General features: G+C 70.1%; 15 protein-coding genes and 1 pseudogene. 13 read left to right on the top strand and 3 right to left on the bottom strand.

The window, feature by feature from the left end; all coding sequences use genetic code 11:
* Positions 1 to 26 precede the first annotated feature (26 nt).
* A complete protein-coding gene (locus AC1DMN_RS04580; protein WP_440733590.1) occupies positions 27 to 206 on the bottom strand; it encodes a hypothetical protein in 180 nt (59 codons plus the stop codon).
* Between the two features lie 234 nt (positions 207 to 440).
* On the opposite strand from AC1DMN_RS04580, the gene AC1DMN_RS04575 reads away from it, so the two are divergent.
* The gene (locus tag AC1DMN_RS04575) at positions 441 to 1,082 is read left to right on the top strand and encodes an MIP/aquaporin family protein (protein WP_477383922.1); all 642 of its coding nucleotides are present in this window, start codon (positions 441 to 443) and stop codon (positions 1,080 to 1,082) included.
* Positions 1,083 to 1,155: 73 nt separating this feature from the next.
* Here the strand turns inward: AC1DMN_RS04575 and AC1DMN_RS04570 are convergent, their stop codons facing one another.
* On the bottom strand, positions 1,156 to 1,827 hold the full coding sequence (locus tag AC1DMN_RS04570; protein ID WP_477231073.1) for a TetR/AcrR family transcriptional regulator: 672 nt from the start codon (positions 1,825 to 1,827) through the stop codon (positions 1,156 to 1,158).
* A gap of 144 nt (positions 1,828 to 1,971) precedes the next feature.
* Between AC1DMN_RS04570 and AC1DMN_RS04565 the strand changes: the two genes are divergently transcribed.
* The 5 genes from AC1DMN_RS04565 (at position 1,972) to AC1DMN_RS04545 (ending at position 7,283) form a co-directional block, all read left to right on the top strand.
* Positions 1,972 to 3,159 carry a thiolase family protein gene (locus AC1DMN_RS04565; protein WP_477231072.1) on the top strand — a complete coding sequence of 396 codons (1,188 nt, stop codon included), beginning with the start codon at positions 1,972 to 1,974 and terminating at the stop codon, positions 3,157 to 3,159.
* Entirely contained in the window at positions 3,159 to 3,914 is a 756-nt protein-coding gene (locus AC1DMN_RS04560) for an enoyl-CoA hydratase/isomerase family protein (protein WP_477231071.1), read from the top strand. The genes AC1DMN_RS04565 and AC1DMN_RS04560 overlap by 1 nt, the downstream gene beginning before the upstream one ends.
* On the top strand, positions 3,911 to 4,795 hold the full coding sequence (locus tag AC1DMN_RS04555) for a 3-hydroxyacyl-CoA dehydrogenase family protein (protein ID WP_477231070.1): 885 nt from the start codon (positions 3,911 to 3,913) through the stop codon (positions 4,793 to 4,795). Before AC1DMN_RS04560 ends, AC1DMN_RS04555 begins: the two co-directional genes overlap by 4 nt.
* A gap of 1 nt (position 4,796) precedes the next feature.
* Positions 4,797 to 6,851 carry a phenylacetic acid degradation bifunctional protein PaaZ gene (gene paaZ, locus AC1DMN_RS04550; RefSeq protein WP_477231069.1) on the top strand — a complete coding sequence of 685 codons (2,055 nt, stop codon included), beginning with the start codon at positions 4,797 to 4,799 and terminating at the stop codon, positions 6,849 to 6,851.
* 144 nt (positions 6,852 to 6,995) lie between these two features.
* The gene (locus AC1DMN_RS04545) at positions 6,996 to 7,283 is read left to right on the top strand and encodes a GIY-YIG nuclease family protein (protein WP_440733583.1); all 288 of its coding nucleotides are present in this window, start codon (positions 6,996 to 6,998) and stop codon (positions 7,281 to 7,283) included.
* Between the two features lie 154 nt (positions 7,284 to 7,437).
* Here the strand turns inward: AC1DMN_RS04545 and AC1DMN_RS04540 are convergent.
* Positions 7,438 to 8,388 (bottom strand): annotated as a pseudogene (locus AC1DMN_RS04540) (AMP-binding protein); the annotation flags it as partial.
* Between the two features lie 296 nt (positions 8,389 to 8,684).
* On the opposite strand from AC1DMN_RS04540, the gene paaA reads away from it, so the two are divergent.
* From paaA to AC1DMN_RS04505, 7 genes are all read left to right on the top strand, one after another.
* Complete coding sequence (paaA, locus tag AC1DMN_RS04535) at positions 8,685 to 9,653, top strand: 1,2-phenylacetyl-CoA epoxidase subunit PaaA (RefSeq protein ID WP_441977136.1); 969 nt, start codon at positions 8,685 to 8,687, stop codon at positions 9,651 to 9,653.
* Positions 9,650 to 9,955, top strand: a complete 306-nt coding sequence (gene paaB, locus AC1DMN_RS04530; protein ID WP_477231068.1) for a 1,2-phenylacetyl-CoA epoxidase subunit PaaB — start codon at positions 9,650 to 9,652, stop codon at positions 9,953 to 9,955. The genes paaA and paaB overlap by 4 nt, the downstream gene beginning before the upstream one ends.
* Positions 9,956 to 9,975: 20 nt before the next feature.
* A complete protein-coding gene (paaC, locus tag AC1DMN_RS04525; RefSeq protein ID WP_477231115.1) occupies positions 9,976 to 10,827 on the top strand; it encodes a 1,2-phenylacetyl-CoA epoxidase subunit PaaC in 852 nt (283 codons plus the stop codon).
* Positions 10,821 to 11,417 carry a 1,2-phenylacetyl-CoA epoxidase subunit PaaD gene (gene paaD / locus AC1DMN_RS04520; RefSeq protein ID WP_477231067.1) on the top strand — a complete coding sequence of 199 codons (597 nt, stop codon included), beginning with the start codon at positions 10,821 to 10,823 and terminating at the stop codon, positions 11,415 to 11,417. Before paaC ends, paaD begins: the two co-directional genes overlap by 7 nt.
* Positions 11,417 to 12,640: a 1,2-phenylacetyl-CoA epoxidase subunit PaaE gene (gene paaE, locus AC1DMN_RS04515; protein ID WP_477231066.1), complete on the top strand. Its 1,224-nt coding sequence runs from the start codon at positions 11,417 to 11,419 to the stop codon at positions 12,638 to 12,640. The genes paaD and paaE overlap by 1 nt, the downstream gene beginning before the upstream one ends.
* Positions 12,641 to 12,706: 66 nt before the next feature.
* Positions 12,707 to 13,477, top strand: a complete 771-nt coding sequence (locus AC1DMN_RS04510) for an enoyl-CoA hydratase/isomerase family protein (protein ID WP_477383920.1) — start codon at positions 12,707 to 12,709, stop codon at positions 13,475 to 13,477.
* Positions 13,478 to 13,671: 194 nt separating this feature from the next.
* A complete protein-coding gene (locus AC1DMN_RS04505) occupies positions 13,672 to 14,472 on the top strand; it encodes a sulfite exporter TauE/SafE family protein (protein ID WP_477231064.1) in 801 nt (266 codons plus the stop codon).
* The last annotated feature ends 40 nt before the right edge of the window (positions 14,473 to 14,512 follow it).

Here is a 14,512-nt window from a genome sequence, read left to right as displayed (position 1 = left end):
GCCCGCGATCGCGCACCGTTTCCGTGTCAGGAGGCCTGCGGCAGGATACGCAGCGCCACGAGCATCCTCGTGAGGGCGCCCTCGCGGCGGGCCGGAATGTGGAAGTCGGGGTCGACGTCGATGAGCGGGTAGATCGCCGCGCGTCGTGCGACGTCGCCCTGGCGCTCGGGGCGGTGGTTCTGCGTGCCGGGGGTCTGGGGCATCATCGCCTCTTCTCTCGCTCTGTATTCCGAATGATGGAACTGCTCTATCGAATAATGAAAGAATATGATGATCCGGCTCGAGGGTCAAGAGTTTTCCGCCTGGATCCGTCGGAATGTTGCTTCGGTTCCCAGCTGATTGACAGGAACCCGGTATTCTGGCTCGGCAATCCAGGGTGCGCCGGCCGGCGTGCGGGAGATTCCGCCCTCACCCTCGACCTGACAGAAAAGGCATTCAAAATGACTGGTACTGCTGGAAAGGCGCTTACTGAGGCGATCTCGACRTTCCTCTTCGTGTTCAGCATCATCGGCGCGRTCAACAGCAAGAGCCCGCTGACGCCGCTGGCGATCGGCCTCGCGCTGACGGTTCTCATCTACGCCTCGGGGCACATCTCCGGCGGCCACCTCAACCCCGCCGTGTCGTTCGGCGCCCTCATCCGCGGTGCCATCGGCGTCACGGACTTCGTTGCGTACATCGTTGCCCAGTTCATCGGCGGCGCGCTCGCGGCACTGGTGAGCTTCGTGGTCTGGCCGCACGCCGAGAAGGCGACCGAGATCAAGGTCGGTCCGGCCTTCCTGGTCGAGGCGCTGTTCACCCTCGTCCTCGTCTGGGTCGTGCTGAACGTCGCGACCTCGAAGGACAACGACAACAACTCGTTCTACGGCCTGGCCATCGGTGGCACCGTCTTCGTCGGCGCCGTCTCGGTCGGCGGCGTCTCGGSCGGTGGGTTCAACCCCGCCGTCGCACTCGGCCTCTCCATCAGCGGCCAGTTCGCCTGGAGCAACCTGTGGCTGTACATCGTGGCCCCGCTGGTCGGCGCCGCGATCGCCGCACTGCTGTTCCGGGTGCTGAGCAGCAACGACAAGAAGGCTGCTGCCTGACCCGCACCGCTTCTGGAACGCCCCGTGCTCGACGAGCGCGGGGCGTTCTGCTGTCCGGGGTCGGAGGCTTCTCTCAGCGCGCGCGGAGGCCGTCGAAGATCACGCGAGTGACGTCGTTCACCAGCTCCTCGGGGGTGAGTGACGTATGCGCGGGCCGATACCACTCGATGATCGAGTTGATCATGCCGAACATGAGCCTCGTCGTCACCGAGGGGCGGATGTCGCGACGCAGGGCGCCCTCCTGCTGCGCCTGCCCGACCAGGTGCGCGACGCGCTGATCGAAGATGCGGCGGCGCTCCAGGGCGGCGCGCTCGACCTCGCTGTTGCCGTGCACGCGCAGCAGCAGCGTCACCTGGGGCAACCTGCTCGTGAGCACGCGCACGGCCCCGGCGATCACCGTCACCAGCCGCGTGGCGGCCGTGCCCTCGTCGGCCAGCGCCCCGTCGAGCACCGACTCCAACCCGCCGAGCGCGTCGTCGAGGGCGATCTCGAGGATCTGCTCCTTCGATGTGAAGTGGTGATACAGCGCGGCTTTGCTGAGTCCGAGCGCGGTCGCCAGCGATGACACGCTCGTGCCGTCGTAACCCTGCTCGTTGAAGAGACGCACGGCGATCTCGAGCACCTGCGCGCGGTCGTAGCCGGGGCGTCCACGGCGTGCGCGCGGTGCGGCGTGCTCGGCGTCGGCGATCTCGGGCGCGTCGGCGACGCTCGATTCATCGGCGGCGTGCGCGGATCCGGTGCTCATCCGCATCATTCTCCCTCATCGGCCTCGCGGGCGGACTTGCCCGCTCGGGATCCGTCTGACATTCTTTTACTGAACGATCGGTCGGGAAACAGTCGGATCCCGATCCGAAGCACCCCTGTCGACGACGACCCCGGGAGGACGAGCATGTCGGAGGCCTACCTCATCGGCGGTGCGCGCACGCCGGTCGGACGATACGGCGGCGCTCTCGCCGGCGTTCGGCCCGACGATCTGGCCGCGCTCGTCATCCGCGAGGCCGCCGAGCGTGCCGGCGTGCCCGATGACGCGTTCGATGAGGTGGTCCTCGGATCCGCGAACCAGGCGGGGGAGGACAACCGCAACGTCGCGCGCATGGCCGTGCTGCTCGCCGGTTTCCCCGATGCGCTGCCGGCCTTCACGGTGAACCGGCTCTGCGCCTCAGGGATGACGGCCACAGCCCTCGCCGCGCAGGCGATCCGAGCCGGCGACGCCGACGTGATGATCGCGGGTGGCGTGGAGTCGATGACGCGCGCCCCCTGGGTGCAGGCCAAACCCGAGCGCGCCTGGGCGAAACCGGGTGAGGCGTTCGACACCTCGATCGGCTGGCGGTTCACGAATCCGCGCCTCGCCGCGCGTGACAAGGCCACCTACTCGATGCCGGAGACCGCGGAAGAGGTCGCGCGCCTCGACGGCATCACCCGCGAGGATGCCGACGCGTTCGCCCTGCGCAGCCACCAGCGGGCGATCGCTGCGATCGATGCCGGGCGCCTTGCTCCGGAGATCGTGCCGGTGCCCACGCCGCGCGGCGGACTCGTCGACACCGACGAGGGCCCGCGCCGCGACACCACGCTCGAGGTGCTCGCGGGGTTGCGGCCCGTGGTCGCGGGCGGCAGCGTGGTCACCGCGGGCAACGCCTCCTCGCTCAACGACGGCGCGTCGGCGATCGTCGTCGCCGGAGACGCCGCGGTCGAGCGGCACGGACTGACGCCGCGGGCGCGCATCGTCGCCTCCGCCTCGGCCGCGCTCGCCCCCGAGATCATGGGGCTGGGGCCGGTGCCGGCGACGGAGAAGGCGCTCGCGAAGGCGGGGCTCACCGTGGCCGACCTGGGCGCGGTCGAGCTGAATGAGGCGTTCGCCACGCAGTCGCTCGCCTCGATCCGAAGGCTCGGCCTCGACCCGGACATCGTGAACGCCGACGGCGGCGCCATCGCGCTCGGTCATCCACTCGGCTCCAGCGGCAGCCGGATCCTGATCACGCTGCTCGGCCGAATGGAGCGCGAGGGGGTCCGGTACGGGCTGGCGACCATGTGCGTCGGGGTCGGACAGGGCACCGCGATGATCGTGGAGCGGGTCTGATGGCCGACCCATCGACGGCTCGACGCCTGCGCATCGAACGCACGGAGACCCGGGTCACCGCGACGCTCGACCGGCCCGAGACCCGCAACGCGATCGATCAGGCCATGATCGACGAGCTGCACGCGCTGTGCGCCGAGCTCGAGGAGGATCCGCGGATCCTGATCCTGATCGGATCCGGCGGGATCTTCGCCTCCGGCGCCGACATCGCTCAGCTGCGCGACCGCCGCGCACAGGACGCGCGGGCCGGCATCAACACGACCGCGTTCCGGCGCATCCGGCAGCTGCCGATGCCCGTGATCGCGGCGGTCGACGGCTACGCCCTCGGCGGCGGTGCGGAGCTGGCCTACGCGGCGGACATCCGCATCGGCACCCCGTCCACGCGCATCGGCAACCCGGAGACCGGGCTCGGCATCATCGCCGCGGCCGGAGCGACCTGGCGGCTGCCGCAGATCGTCGGCGAGGCGCGTGCCACCGAGCTGCTGCTGACCGGGCGCCAGCTCGGCGCGCAGGAGGCGCTCGCCTGGGGGCTGCTGTCGTCGCTGCACGAGTCGGAGGATCTGCTCGCGGCGGCACATGCGGTGGCCGACCGCGTCGCCGCGAACGATCCGCTCGCCACCCGGCACACCAAGACGGCCCTGCTCGCCCCGCCCGACCGGCATCCCGAGATCGAGCTGGAGCTGCAGGCCGAGCTGTTCGAGAGCCCGGAGAAGCACCGGCGGATGACCGCCTTCCTGGAACGGAGGAGCCGCCGATGAGCGGACAGGATCCCCACGCGCTCGAGCTGACGGCGGCTCCCGACCGGGTCGGTGTGCTGGGCGGGGGACGGATGGGCGCCGGCATCGCGCACGCGTTCCTGCTCGCCGGATCCCAGGTCGTCGTGGTCGAGCGGGACGAGGCCGCAGCGGCAGCGGCGGGAGAGCGGATCCGCACGAGCCTGCAGCGCTCCGTCGACCGCGGGAGCACCGAACGCACGATCGCCGCGCTCGAGGGAGCTTTCGAGACGAGCATCGACGCCGCCGCGTTCGCCGATGCCGGACTCGTCGTCGAGGCCGTTCCCGAGGACCGTGCCCTCAAGGTAGAGAGCCTGCGCCGCATCGAGGCGATGGTCGAACCGCGCGCCGCGATCGCGTCCAACACGTCCTCGATCTCGATCGACGACCTCGGCGCGGAGCTCGCTCACCCGGAGCGGTTCCTCGGCCTGCACTTCTTCAACCCCGTGCCCGCCTCTTCGCTCGTCGAGGTGGTCGTGGGAGCGTCCACGAACCAGGAGCTCGTCGACGACGCCCGGGGCTGGGTCGCCGCCCTGGGAAAGACCGCGGTCGTGGTCGCCGACGCACCGGGGTTCGCATCGAGCCGGCTGGGCGTGGCGATCGCGCTGGAGGCGATCCGGATGCTGGAGGAGGGCGTGGCGACCGCCGCCGACATCGACGCCGCGATGGAGCTCGGCTACCGGCATCCGACCGGGCCTCTGCGCACCACCGACATCGTCGGCCTCGACGTGCGGCTCGGGATCGCCGAGGAGCTCGAGGCGAAGCTCGGGGCGCGGTTCGCGCCGCCGCAGCTGCTGCGCGACCTGGTCGCCGATGGACATCTGGGCCGCAAGACCGGCCGGGGATTCTACGAATGGAGCGAATGACATGACCGAGCTGCTGCCCAGCTATCTGCAGGGAGCCTGGTGGACCTCCGCGTCCGAGGCCGGCACGATCGTGCGCGACGCATCGACGGGCGAGGAGATCGTCCGGGTCGACTCTGCGGGCATCGACCTCGCCGGCGCCGTGGACTACGCGCGCACCGTGGGCCAGCAGAGCCTCGGCGTGCTCACCTTCCACCAGCGGGCGATGCTGCTCAAGCAGATGGCCGTGGAGCTCACCGCCCACAAGGAGGAGCTGTACGAGCTCTCCAAGCGCAGCGGATCGACGGTCCGCGACTCCTACGCCGACGTCGACGGCGGCATCGGCGTGCTGTTCACGTACTCGTCCAAGGGGCGTCGCGAACTGCCGAACGCGAAGGTCGTCCTGGACGGCCCGGTCGAGCCGCTCTCCAAGGACGGATCCTTCCTCGGCCGGCACGTCTACACGCGCCTTCCCGGCGTCGCCGTGCAGATCAACGCCTTCAACTTCCCGATGTGGGGTGCGCTGGAGAAGTTCGCCCCTGCCTTCCTCGCCGGCGTGCCCTCGATCGTGAAGCCCGCGACCCCGACGGGCTACATCGCCGAGGCCTGGGTGCGGATCCTCGTCGATTCCGGACTGCTCCCGGACGGATCTCTGCAGCTGGTCAGCGGATCCCTGCCCGGGATCTTCGACCTGCTCCGCCTGGGCGACCTCGTCGCGTTCACCGGCAGCGCCTCGACCGCGGCGGGGCTGCGTGCCCAGACCGCGGACGGCGTGCGCTTCACGAGCGAGACCGACTCGATCAACGCCTCCGTGCTCGGGCCCGACGCCACCCCGGACACTCCGGAGTTCGACGCCTACGTGAAGCAGCTCATGATCGAGCTCACCACGAAGGCGGGCCAGAAGTGCACCGCGATCCGCCGCGCGATCGTGCCCGAGCCGCTCGTGGATCCCCTCGTGGCGGCGATGCAGGCGAAGATCGCCGAGCGCGTCGTGATCGGCGATCCGCACGCCGAGTCGGTCACGATGGGACCGCTCGTCTCCACCGCGCAGCGCGACGAGGTGCTGCGCCAGGTCGCTGCCCTGCGTGAGGCCGGCGGCGAGCTGCTCCTGGGATCCGTGGACGCGCCGGACGTCGTCCACGCCGACGGCACGACCGGGCCCGCCCCGGAGGGCGCCTTCGTCGCGCCGATGCTCGTCGGCTTCGCGGACACCACCGAGCCGGCCGTGCACGAGATCGAGGCGTTCGGCCCGGTGTCGAGCGTGCTCGGGTACACCACCGTCGCCGAGGCCGCCGAGCTCGTCGGACTCGGCGGGGGATCGCTGGTGACCTCCGTCGCGACCAGGGATCCAGAGGTCGCGACCGAGCTGCTCACGCGCATCGCCGCGTACAACGGACGCGTGCTGTTCCTGAACCGCGACGACGCGAAGACGTCGACCGGGCACGGCTCCCCGGTGCCGCACCTGGTGCACGGCGGGCCGGGGCGCGCCGGCGGCGGTGAGGAGCTCGGCGGGATCCGCGCGGTCATGCACTTCATGCAGCGCACTGCGATCCAGGGCACTCCCGAGATCCTCACCGCGATCACGGGCGTCTGGCACACCGGCGCCGGCACGGACCGCGCGGTGCATCCGTTCCGAAAGTCGCTGGCGGAGCTGCGACTCGGCGACCAGGTCGAATCGGGCCTGCGCGAGCTGTCGTTGGAGGACATCGAGGCGTTCGCGCACTCGACGGGCGACACGTTCTATGCGCACATGGACGAGGAGGCCGCCCAGGCCAACCCGTTCTTCGGTGGCCGCGTCGCGCACGGCTACCTGCTGGTGTCGTGGGCGGCGGGCCTGTTCGTCTCGCCCGAGCCGGGACCGGTGCTCGCCAACTACGGGCTGGAGAACCTGCGCTTCGTGACGCCGGTCAAGCCGGGCGACGCGATCCGCGTGACCCTCACCGCGAAGCAGATCACGCCGCGCGAGACGGACGAATACGGCGAAGTGCGCTGGGACGCGGTGATCCACAACCAGCGCGATGAGATCGTGGCGACMTACGACGTACTGACCCTCGTGGAGAAGCAGCTCGCGCCTGCCTGAACCCTCTTCGGAGGTCATTGAGCGAGGACGGCGGAGCCGACCGAGACGAGACGCGGTGCTCTCACGAGGGCGCCGCGTTTCGTCTCGCTTCGCTCGCTCAACGACCCCAGGTGGGGTGTCCGTGGCTCGGGCTAACTTCGCTGGATGACGGGTTACGCGTACATCCTGAGGTGCAGTGACGGCACCTTCTACGCGGGCAGCACGAACGATCTCGAGCGCCGAATGGAGCAGCACGCCGCGGGGGAGGGCGCCGCATACACACGCAGACGACTGCCCGTGACCTTGGTCTGGCACGCCGAGTTCGAGCGCGTCGACGAAGCATTCGCCTGGGAGAAGCGGATCCAGGGGTGGAGTCACGCGAAGCGTGCCGCCTTCATCGAGGGCGGTCTGGATGCGATCCGCGGCTGGAGCGCCAGAACCCGGGGTCGTTGAGCGAGGACGGCGGAGCCGACCGAGACGAAACGCGGTGCTCTTGCGAGGGCGCCGCGTTTCGTCTCGCTTCACTCGCTCAACGACCGGGGGTGTGGTGTCCTTGCGGGGTGCCGCGTTTCGTCTCGCCTTCGGGTCGCTCAACGACCCGGGGGGCTCAGCGCAGGTCGTACAGGCGCTTGTACTTGCCCTCGCTGCGGGGGAGGGATCCGGGCTCCTCGACCTGCACGTCCACCGACGTGCCGATCGACGTCTTGATCCGCAGCTTCAGCACCTCGGCGGCGGCTTGCGCTGCGGCGGGGTCGATGTCCGGGTGCCGCTCGATGCGCACCTTCAGCGCATCGAGGTGGCCCTGCCGGGTCAGCTCCAGGATGAAGTGCGGCGTGAGGGTCTCGATGCCGAGGGCGATCTCCTCGATCTGGGTGGGGAACAGGTTCACGCCGCGCAGGATGATCATGTCGTCGTCGCGCCCCGTGATCTTCTCCATCCGCCGCATCGCCGGGAACGCGGATCCGGGCAGCAGCCGGGTCAGATCCCTGGTGCGGTAGCGGATCACGGGGAACGCCTGCTTGGTGAGCGAGGTGAACACCAGCTCGCCCGGCTCGCCGTCGGCGACGGGCTCGCCCGTCTCGGGGGCGATGATCTCGGGCAGGAAGTGGTCCTCCCAGATGTGCGGGCCGTCCTTCGTGGCCGCCGCCTCCATCGCGACGCCCGGACCCATGACCTCGCTGAGCCCGTAGATGTCGACGGCGTCGATGTTCAGCCGCTGCTCGATCTGGTGGCGCATCTCATTGGTCCAGGGCTCTGCGCCGAGGATTCCGACCTTGAGCGACGTGGAGCGCGGATCGATCCCCGCCGCCTCCATCGCATCCGCGATCGTGAGGAGGTAGGTCGGCGTGCACATGATCGCGTCGGGCTCGAAGTCGCCGATGAGCTGCACCTGCTTGGCGGTCTGCCCGCCCGACATCGGGATCACCGTCGCGCCGAGGCGCTCGATGCCGGCGTGCGCGCCCAGGCCGCCGGTGAACAGGCCGTAGCCGTAGGCGTTGTGCACCTTCCAGCCGGGCTGGACTCCGGCGGCGCGCAGCGAGCGGGCGATGAGATCCCAGCCCGCCGTGTGTGATGTCGAAGCCGTTCAGCATGTCGTCGCGCACGGTCATCGAGACCACGGCGCGGCCCGGCTCATCCACCTCCACGCGCATGCCGAGAGCGGTCGACGCGCGATCGCGTCGCATCATCGGGCGAAGTTCGGTGACGGGCTCTGCCATCGGTTCTCCTTCGAACGGGCGGGCATGGATCCGGTTCGAGAAGAGCCGTTCTTCTGCGAACGTTTCGAGTGTGCCATAATTACTGTACGAACGGTAGGTAATTCACACACTGTTGAACCAGCACAGGGAGTCGACGATGACTGTTCCACCGGTGGCCGAGGTGCGGGACCTCGACGCGCAGGCCCTCTTCGACGAGCTCGTCGAGAACGAGCAGCGCATCGAACCGCGCGACTGGATGCCGGAGGCGTACCGCAAGACGCTGATCCGGCAGATCTCCCAGCACGCGCACTCCGAGATCATCGGGATGCAGCCCGAGGGCAACTGGATCACGCGCGCTCCGAGCCTCAAGCGCAAGGCGATCCTGATGGCGAAGGTGCAGGACGAGGCGGGGCACGGGCTCTACCTCTACTCCGCCGCCCAGACGCTGGGCATCACGCGCGATCAGATGATGCAGCAGCTCATCGACGGCAAGGCGAAGTACTCCTCGATCTTCAACTACCCGACGCCGACCTGGGCCGACATGGGCGCGATCGGCTGGCTCGTCGACGGCGCAGCGATCTGCAACCAGGTGCCGCTGTGCCGTGCGTCGTACGGGCCGTACGGGCGCGCGATGGTGCGCATCTGCAAGGAGGAGTCCTTCCATCAGCGGCAGGGGTTCGAGATCCTGCTCACCCTCATGCAGGGTTCCGAGGAGCAGCGCGCCATGGCGCAGGACGCGGTGAACCGCTGGTACTGGCCGGCGCTCGCGATGTTCGGCCCGCCCGACGACCAGTCGCCGAACTCCGCGCAGTCGATGCAATGGAAGATCAAGCGCTTCTCGAACGACGACCTGCGCCAGCGCTTCGTCGGCATGCTCGTGCCGCAGGCCGAGATCCTCGGCGTGACGCTGCCGGATCCCGAGCTCCGCTACGACGAGGAGACCGGGCAGTACGCGATGGGCGAGATCGACTGGGACGAGTTCTTCGAGGTGGTGCGCGGCAACGGCCCGTGCAACGCCGAACGGCTGCAGCGTCGCCGCGACGCGCACGAAGAGGGCGCGTGGGTGCGCGAGGCGGCCGCGGAGTACGCCCGCAAGCAGGCCCTGCGGCAGGAGGTGGCGGCATGACCACTCCCGGAGCATCCACCGAGGAGACCTGGCCCATGTTCGAGGTCTTCGTGCGTGCGAACCGCGGACTCAGCCACGTGCACGTCGGATCCCTGCACGCCCCCGACGCCGACATGGCGCTGCGCAACGCGCGCGACCTGTACACCCGGCGCAACGAGGGCACGTCGGTCTGGGTCGTCCCGGCCGACGCGATCACCACCAGCGACCCCGACGACAAGGGCGCGTTCTTCGAGAGCCCCGCCGGCAAGAACTACCGCCACGCCGTGTACTACACGGCCTCCGAGGGGGTGCCGCACCTGTGAGCGCGCACACTGAACGGTCGTTGAGCGAGGACGGCCGCGCAGCGGTCGACCGAGACGAAACGCCGCACGGCGACGTCTCGGTCGACGAACTCGCGCTCGCCGAGGAGCTCGCCGGTTCGGGGGAGCGCGCCGGATCCGCCGACATCGCGGAGTACGCGCTGTGGCTGGGCGATGACGCGCTGATCCTCTCGCAGCAGCTCGGCGCGTGGATCACCTACGCGCCCGAGCTCGAGGAGGACGTGGCGCTCGGCAACATCGCCCTGGACCTGCTCGGGCACGCCCGCTCGTTCCTCCGGTACGCCGGATCCTGGGACGGGCGCAGCGAGGACGACCTCGCCTACTTCCGCGACGAGGCGGAATTCCGCAGCTGCTGGCTCGTGGAACAGCCCAACGGCGACTTTGCGCAGACGATCGCGCGGCAGCTCCTCGTCAGCACGTACATGCTCGAGCTGTACTCCGCACTGCGCGCCAGCACGGATCCGACGTTCGCCGCGATCGCCGCGAAGGCAGTCAAGGAGGTCGACTACCACCGCGACCACGCCGTGCAGTGGACGCTGCGCCTGGCCGGTGGCACTGACGAGTCGCGCGCCAGGATCATCCGCGCCGTCGCGGACCTCTGGCCTTACGCCGCCGAGCTCTTCCGCGACGATGCGCTGATCGACCGCCTCGGCGACGCGGCGGTGCGGCCCTCCGCGCTGCGCGCAGGGTTCGACGCCGTCATCGACGCCGTCTTCGCCGAGGCCGAGCTGGAGATCCCCGAGGGGTCCGCCTCGGCCGGCGGCGGACGGCACGGATCCCACGCCACGCCGCTCGGGCACCTGCTGTCCGAGATGCAGGTGCTCGCACGCCGCCACCCGGGGGCGACATGGTGACCACCTCCGCCCCTCGCTCCACTCCGCTCGCTGGTCGCGAATTGTCGCCATCGGTGCGGAATGACGGCGATTCGCGACCAGCGAGCGGGCTCGGCGCCCCCGGATCGCGCGAGCGCGCCTGGGAGGCAGCGGCCGCGGTGAAGGATCCGGAGGTGCCGGTGCTGACCATCGAGGATCTCGGGGTGCTGCGCGATGTCGTCGTCGACGGCGACCGAATCCGCGTGGACATAACCCCGACGTACAGCGGCTGCCCGGCGATGGATGCGATCCGGGACGACGTCGAGCTCGCCCTCGTCCGCGCGGGTTTCGACAGCGTCGAGGTGCGCCTGGTGCTGGCTCCCGCCTGGACGACGGACTGGATGAGCGACGAGGGCAAGCGCAAGCTCACCGAGTACGGCATCGCCCCGCCCAGCGGCCACGCGGCCCTGCGACGGGCGCAGGGGCCGGTGCGCGTCTCGCTCGGCGTGCGCTGTCCGCGCTGCGGATCCCTGGACACCCGCGAGCTCTCCCGCTTCGGCTCCACGTCGTGCAAGGCGCTCTGCGAGTGCCGCGCGTGCCTCGAGCCCTTCGACCACTTCAAGGCGATCTGATGACGCTCTGGCACCTCGACACGCCGTCGCCCGCCCGCGCCACCGATGCCGCCGCCACCGAGCGGGTCGCCGGGGCGCTTCTCAACAGCGTGGTCGGCGGCTCCTCAAGGGGCGCAGGCGCCCCGGCATCGCCCCGCCGGCGCACCCGCTTCCACACCCTCGCCGTGCAAGAGGTGCGACCGCTCACCGATGAGGCCATCGAGGTGACCTTCGCGGTGCCGGAGGAACTGGCAGGGGAGTTCGACTACCTCGCCGGGCAGCACGTCGCCCTGCGCGCCGAGCTGGACGGGCACGAGGTGCGACGCTCCTACTCCCTCTGCCGTCCGCCGTCGCCCGGATCCGTCAGCGTCGCGATCAAGCGCGACCGCGGAGGCCGCTTCTCCACGTGGGCGCAGAGCGAGCTGCACGCGGGCGACCGCATCGACGTGATGAGTCCGCAGGGGACCTTCACCTCGGCGCTCGCCGCCCTCGACGAGGCGCACGTCGTCGGCATCGCCGCGGGGTCGGGCATCACGCCGCTCATGGCGCTCGCCGCGACGGTGCTCGCGCGCTCCGAGACCAGCCGCTTCACCCTCGTCTACACGAACCGCCGGGCGACCGACGTGATGTTCCTGGACGACCTCGCCGACCTCAAGGACCGCTATCCGGCGCGCTTCGCGGTGCACCACGTCCTCACCCGCGAGCAGCGCTCGGCTCCGCTGCTGTCGGGCCGCATCGACGAGGAGCGCCTGCGCGGCATCCTCGACGCGCTCGTGCTGCCGGCGACCGTCGACGAGTGGTTCCTGTGCGGGCCGTTCGATCTCGTGCAGCTCTGCCGCGACACCCTCGCCGACATCGGCGTCGARTCCGCGCAYGTGCGCTACGAGCTGTTCACKACGGGSGAGCCGGGGCAGGAGCGSCCGGAGGCGGGMCGCCCGATCGAGGTGCGCGAGGACGAGCCGGTGCGCACGATCGAGTTCACCCTCGACGGCCAGTCCGGCTCCGTGGACACCCCGGTGTCCGCGAACGAGTCGATCCTGAACGCGGCGCTGCGCGTGCGTCCCGACGTGCCGTTCGCCTGCGCAGGCGGCGTCTGCGGCACGTGCCGGGCGCGCCTCGTCGACGGATCCGTCACGATGACCGAGAACTACGCGCTCGAGCAGGACGAGCTCGACCGCGGCTACGTGCTCACCTGCCAGTCCCACCCCACGACGGATCGCGTCGTGGTCGACTACGACGTCTGAGCGCGCGGGCCCTGCCTCTTCGACAAGCTCAGCCCGTTCGACAAGCCCAGCGACCAAGGAGGAACCATGATCGACCTCGCGATCGACGGCGCCGTCGCCCACATCACGCTGAACAATCCCGCCAAGCTCAATGCCCTCGACGAGCAGGCCGTGCGCGACCTCGGAGACGCCTACGCCGAGGCSGAGCGCGCCGGRGTGCGCKCSCTCGTGCTGACCGGCGAGGGCMGGGCGTTCTGCGCSGGGCGYGACATCTCSGGCGTCGACCCCCGSGACGACGACGTSATGGGCTAYCTCGACGGGATCGTCACGCCCGTGATGCAGCGCATGTCGGCGTTCCCGGCGCCCACCTTCGCGGCGGCGCAGGGTGCGTGCCTCGGGGTGGGCCTGGGCCTGCTCATCGCGACGGATGTCGTCTATGTCGCCGACACCGCGAAGATCGGATCCCCGTTCGCCGCCCTCGGCGCGACGCTCGACTCGGGCGGGCACGCCCTGTTCGTGGAGCGGCTCGGCGCTCACCGCACCCTCGACCTCATCTACTCCGGCCGGCTGATGAGCGGATCCGAGGCGGTGACCGCGGGGCTGTTCTCGCAGGCGATGCTCCCCGAGATGGTGCACGACGCCACCCTCGAGGCTGCCGCGCGCGCGGCGAAGGGCGCGACSGCCGCKTTCGTCGCGAGCAAGCGCCTCGTCGCCGCYCTCCGCGAYGAGCGYCTSGGGCTRTGGCAGTCGATGCGCCAGGAGAACGCGGCCCAGGCGGCGCTCTGCGACACGGATGACTACCGCGAGGGCTTCGCCGCGTTCCAGGAGAAGCGCCCGCCGCTGTTCGAAGGGCACTGAGCTCGCGCGAGATCGCGGGCCGCAACGATCTGCACAGCCTGCGACGATCTGCACACGCCGTGCGGGCTATCCGTTTGCAGATCGTCGCGCCGTGTGCAGATCGTCGCAAGGCGGAGGGGAGCCGATGGGCGGCTCGCCCCCTCGGACTACGCTGGACCGTGCTGCTCCGCCAGGAACGGCGGACAGGAGCGAGTGTGGGCGAGGGCGCCGTCGAGCGGCTGCGAGGGCCGCGGGCCTACGCATCCTTCATCGGGATCGGTCTGGCCGCGGGCCTGCTCTCCGGCCTCTTCGGGGTCGGCGGCGGAACGATCATCGTCCCGTTGCTCGTGCTGCTGCTCGGCTTCAATCAGCGTCTCGCCGCGGGCACCTCGCTCGCGGCGATCGTCCCCACCAGCATCGTCGGCGTGACCAGCTACGCCCTGCACGGAGCCGTGGCATGGATCCCCGCGCTGATCCTCGCGGCGGCGGCGGTCGTCGGCGCGCAGGTCGGCACACGGGTGGCGACGCGGATCTCGCAGCCGGTGCTGCGCTGGTGTTTCGTCGGGTTCGTGGTGATCGTGGTGGTCAGCCTGTTCCTGGTGGTCCCGTCCCGCGACGCGCAGTTCGTACTGAGCTGGCTCTCGGGCGCGTGCCTGGTGGTGCTGGGCTTCGGCACCGGCGTGCTGGCGGGCCTCATCGGGGTCGGCGGCGGGGTGATCGTCGTACCGATCCTGATGCTGCTGTTCGGGTTCAACGACCTCGAGGCCAAGGGCACATCGCTGATGATCATCATTCCGACGGCCCTCTCCGGAACGGTCGGAAACCTGCGCCACCGCAACGTCGATCTCCTCGCCGCGACCATCATCGGGCTCTCCGCCTGCACCATGACCGCGCTCGGCGCCTGGCTCGCGACGCAGTTCGATCCGAAGGTCGGGAACATTCTCTTCGCCGTCTATCTCGCCGTCATCGGTGTGCAGATGGGGCTCAGAGCCGTCCGCGACCGCAAGAAGGCCTGAACCGTGGTGCGGTCCGCGTTTCTCACGGCTGCGCCGGGGC

Source organism: Microbacterium sp. 01T413_2, from assembly GCF_056398985.1.
This window is presented reverse-complemented; position numbering and strand designations above follow the sequence as displayed.

Excerpts from the sequence above, each read along its gene's own strand:
- AC1DMN_RS04580 (WP_440733590.1), bottom strand. The coding sequence starts at position 206 with ATGATGCCCCAGACCCCCGGCACGCAGAACCACCGCCCCGAGCGCCAG.
- AC1DMN_RS04570 (WP_477231073.1), bottom strand. The coding sequence starts at position 1,827 with ATGAGCACCGGATCCGCGCACGCCGCCGATGAATCGAGCGTCGCCGAC.
- AC1DMN_RS04565 (WP_477231072.1), top strand. The coding sequence starts at position 1,972 with ATGTCGGAGGCCTACCTCATCGGCGGTGCGCGCACGCCGGTCGGACGA.
- AC1DMN_RS04560 (WP_477231071.1), top strand. The coding sequence starts at position 3,159 with ATGGCCGACCCATCGACGGCTCGACGCCTGCGCATCGAACGCACGGAG.
- AC1DMN_RS04555 (WP_477231070.1), top strand. The coding sequence starts at position 3,911 with ATGAGCGGACAGGATCCCCACGCGCTCGAGCTGACGGCGGCTCCCGAC.
- AC1DMN_RS04545 (WP_440733583.1), top strand. The coding sequence starts at position 6,996 with ATGACGGGTTACGCGTACATCCTGAGGTGCAGTGACGGCACCTTCTAC.
- paaA (WP_441977136.1), top strand. The coding sequence starts at position 8,685 with ATGACTGTTCCACCGGTGGCCGAGGTGCGGGACCTCGACGCGCAGGCC.
- paaB (WP_477231068.1), top strand. The coding sequence starts at position 9,650 with ATGACCACTCCCGGAGCATCCACCGAGGAGACCTGGCCCATGTTCGAG.
- paaD (WP_477231067.1), top strand. The coding sequence starts at position 10,821 with ATGGTGACCACCTCCGCCCCTCGCTCCACTCCGCTCGCTGGTCGCGAA.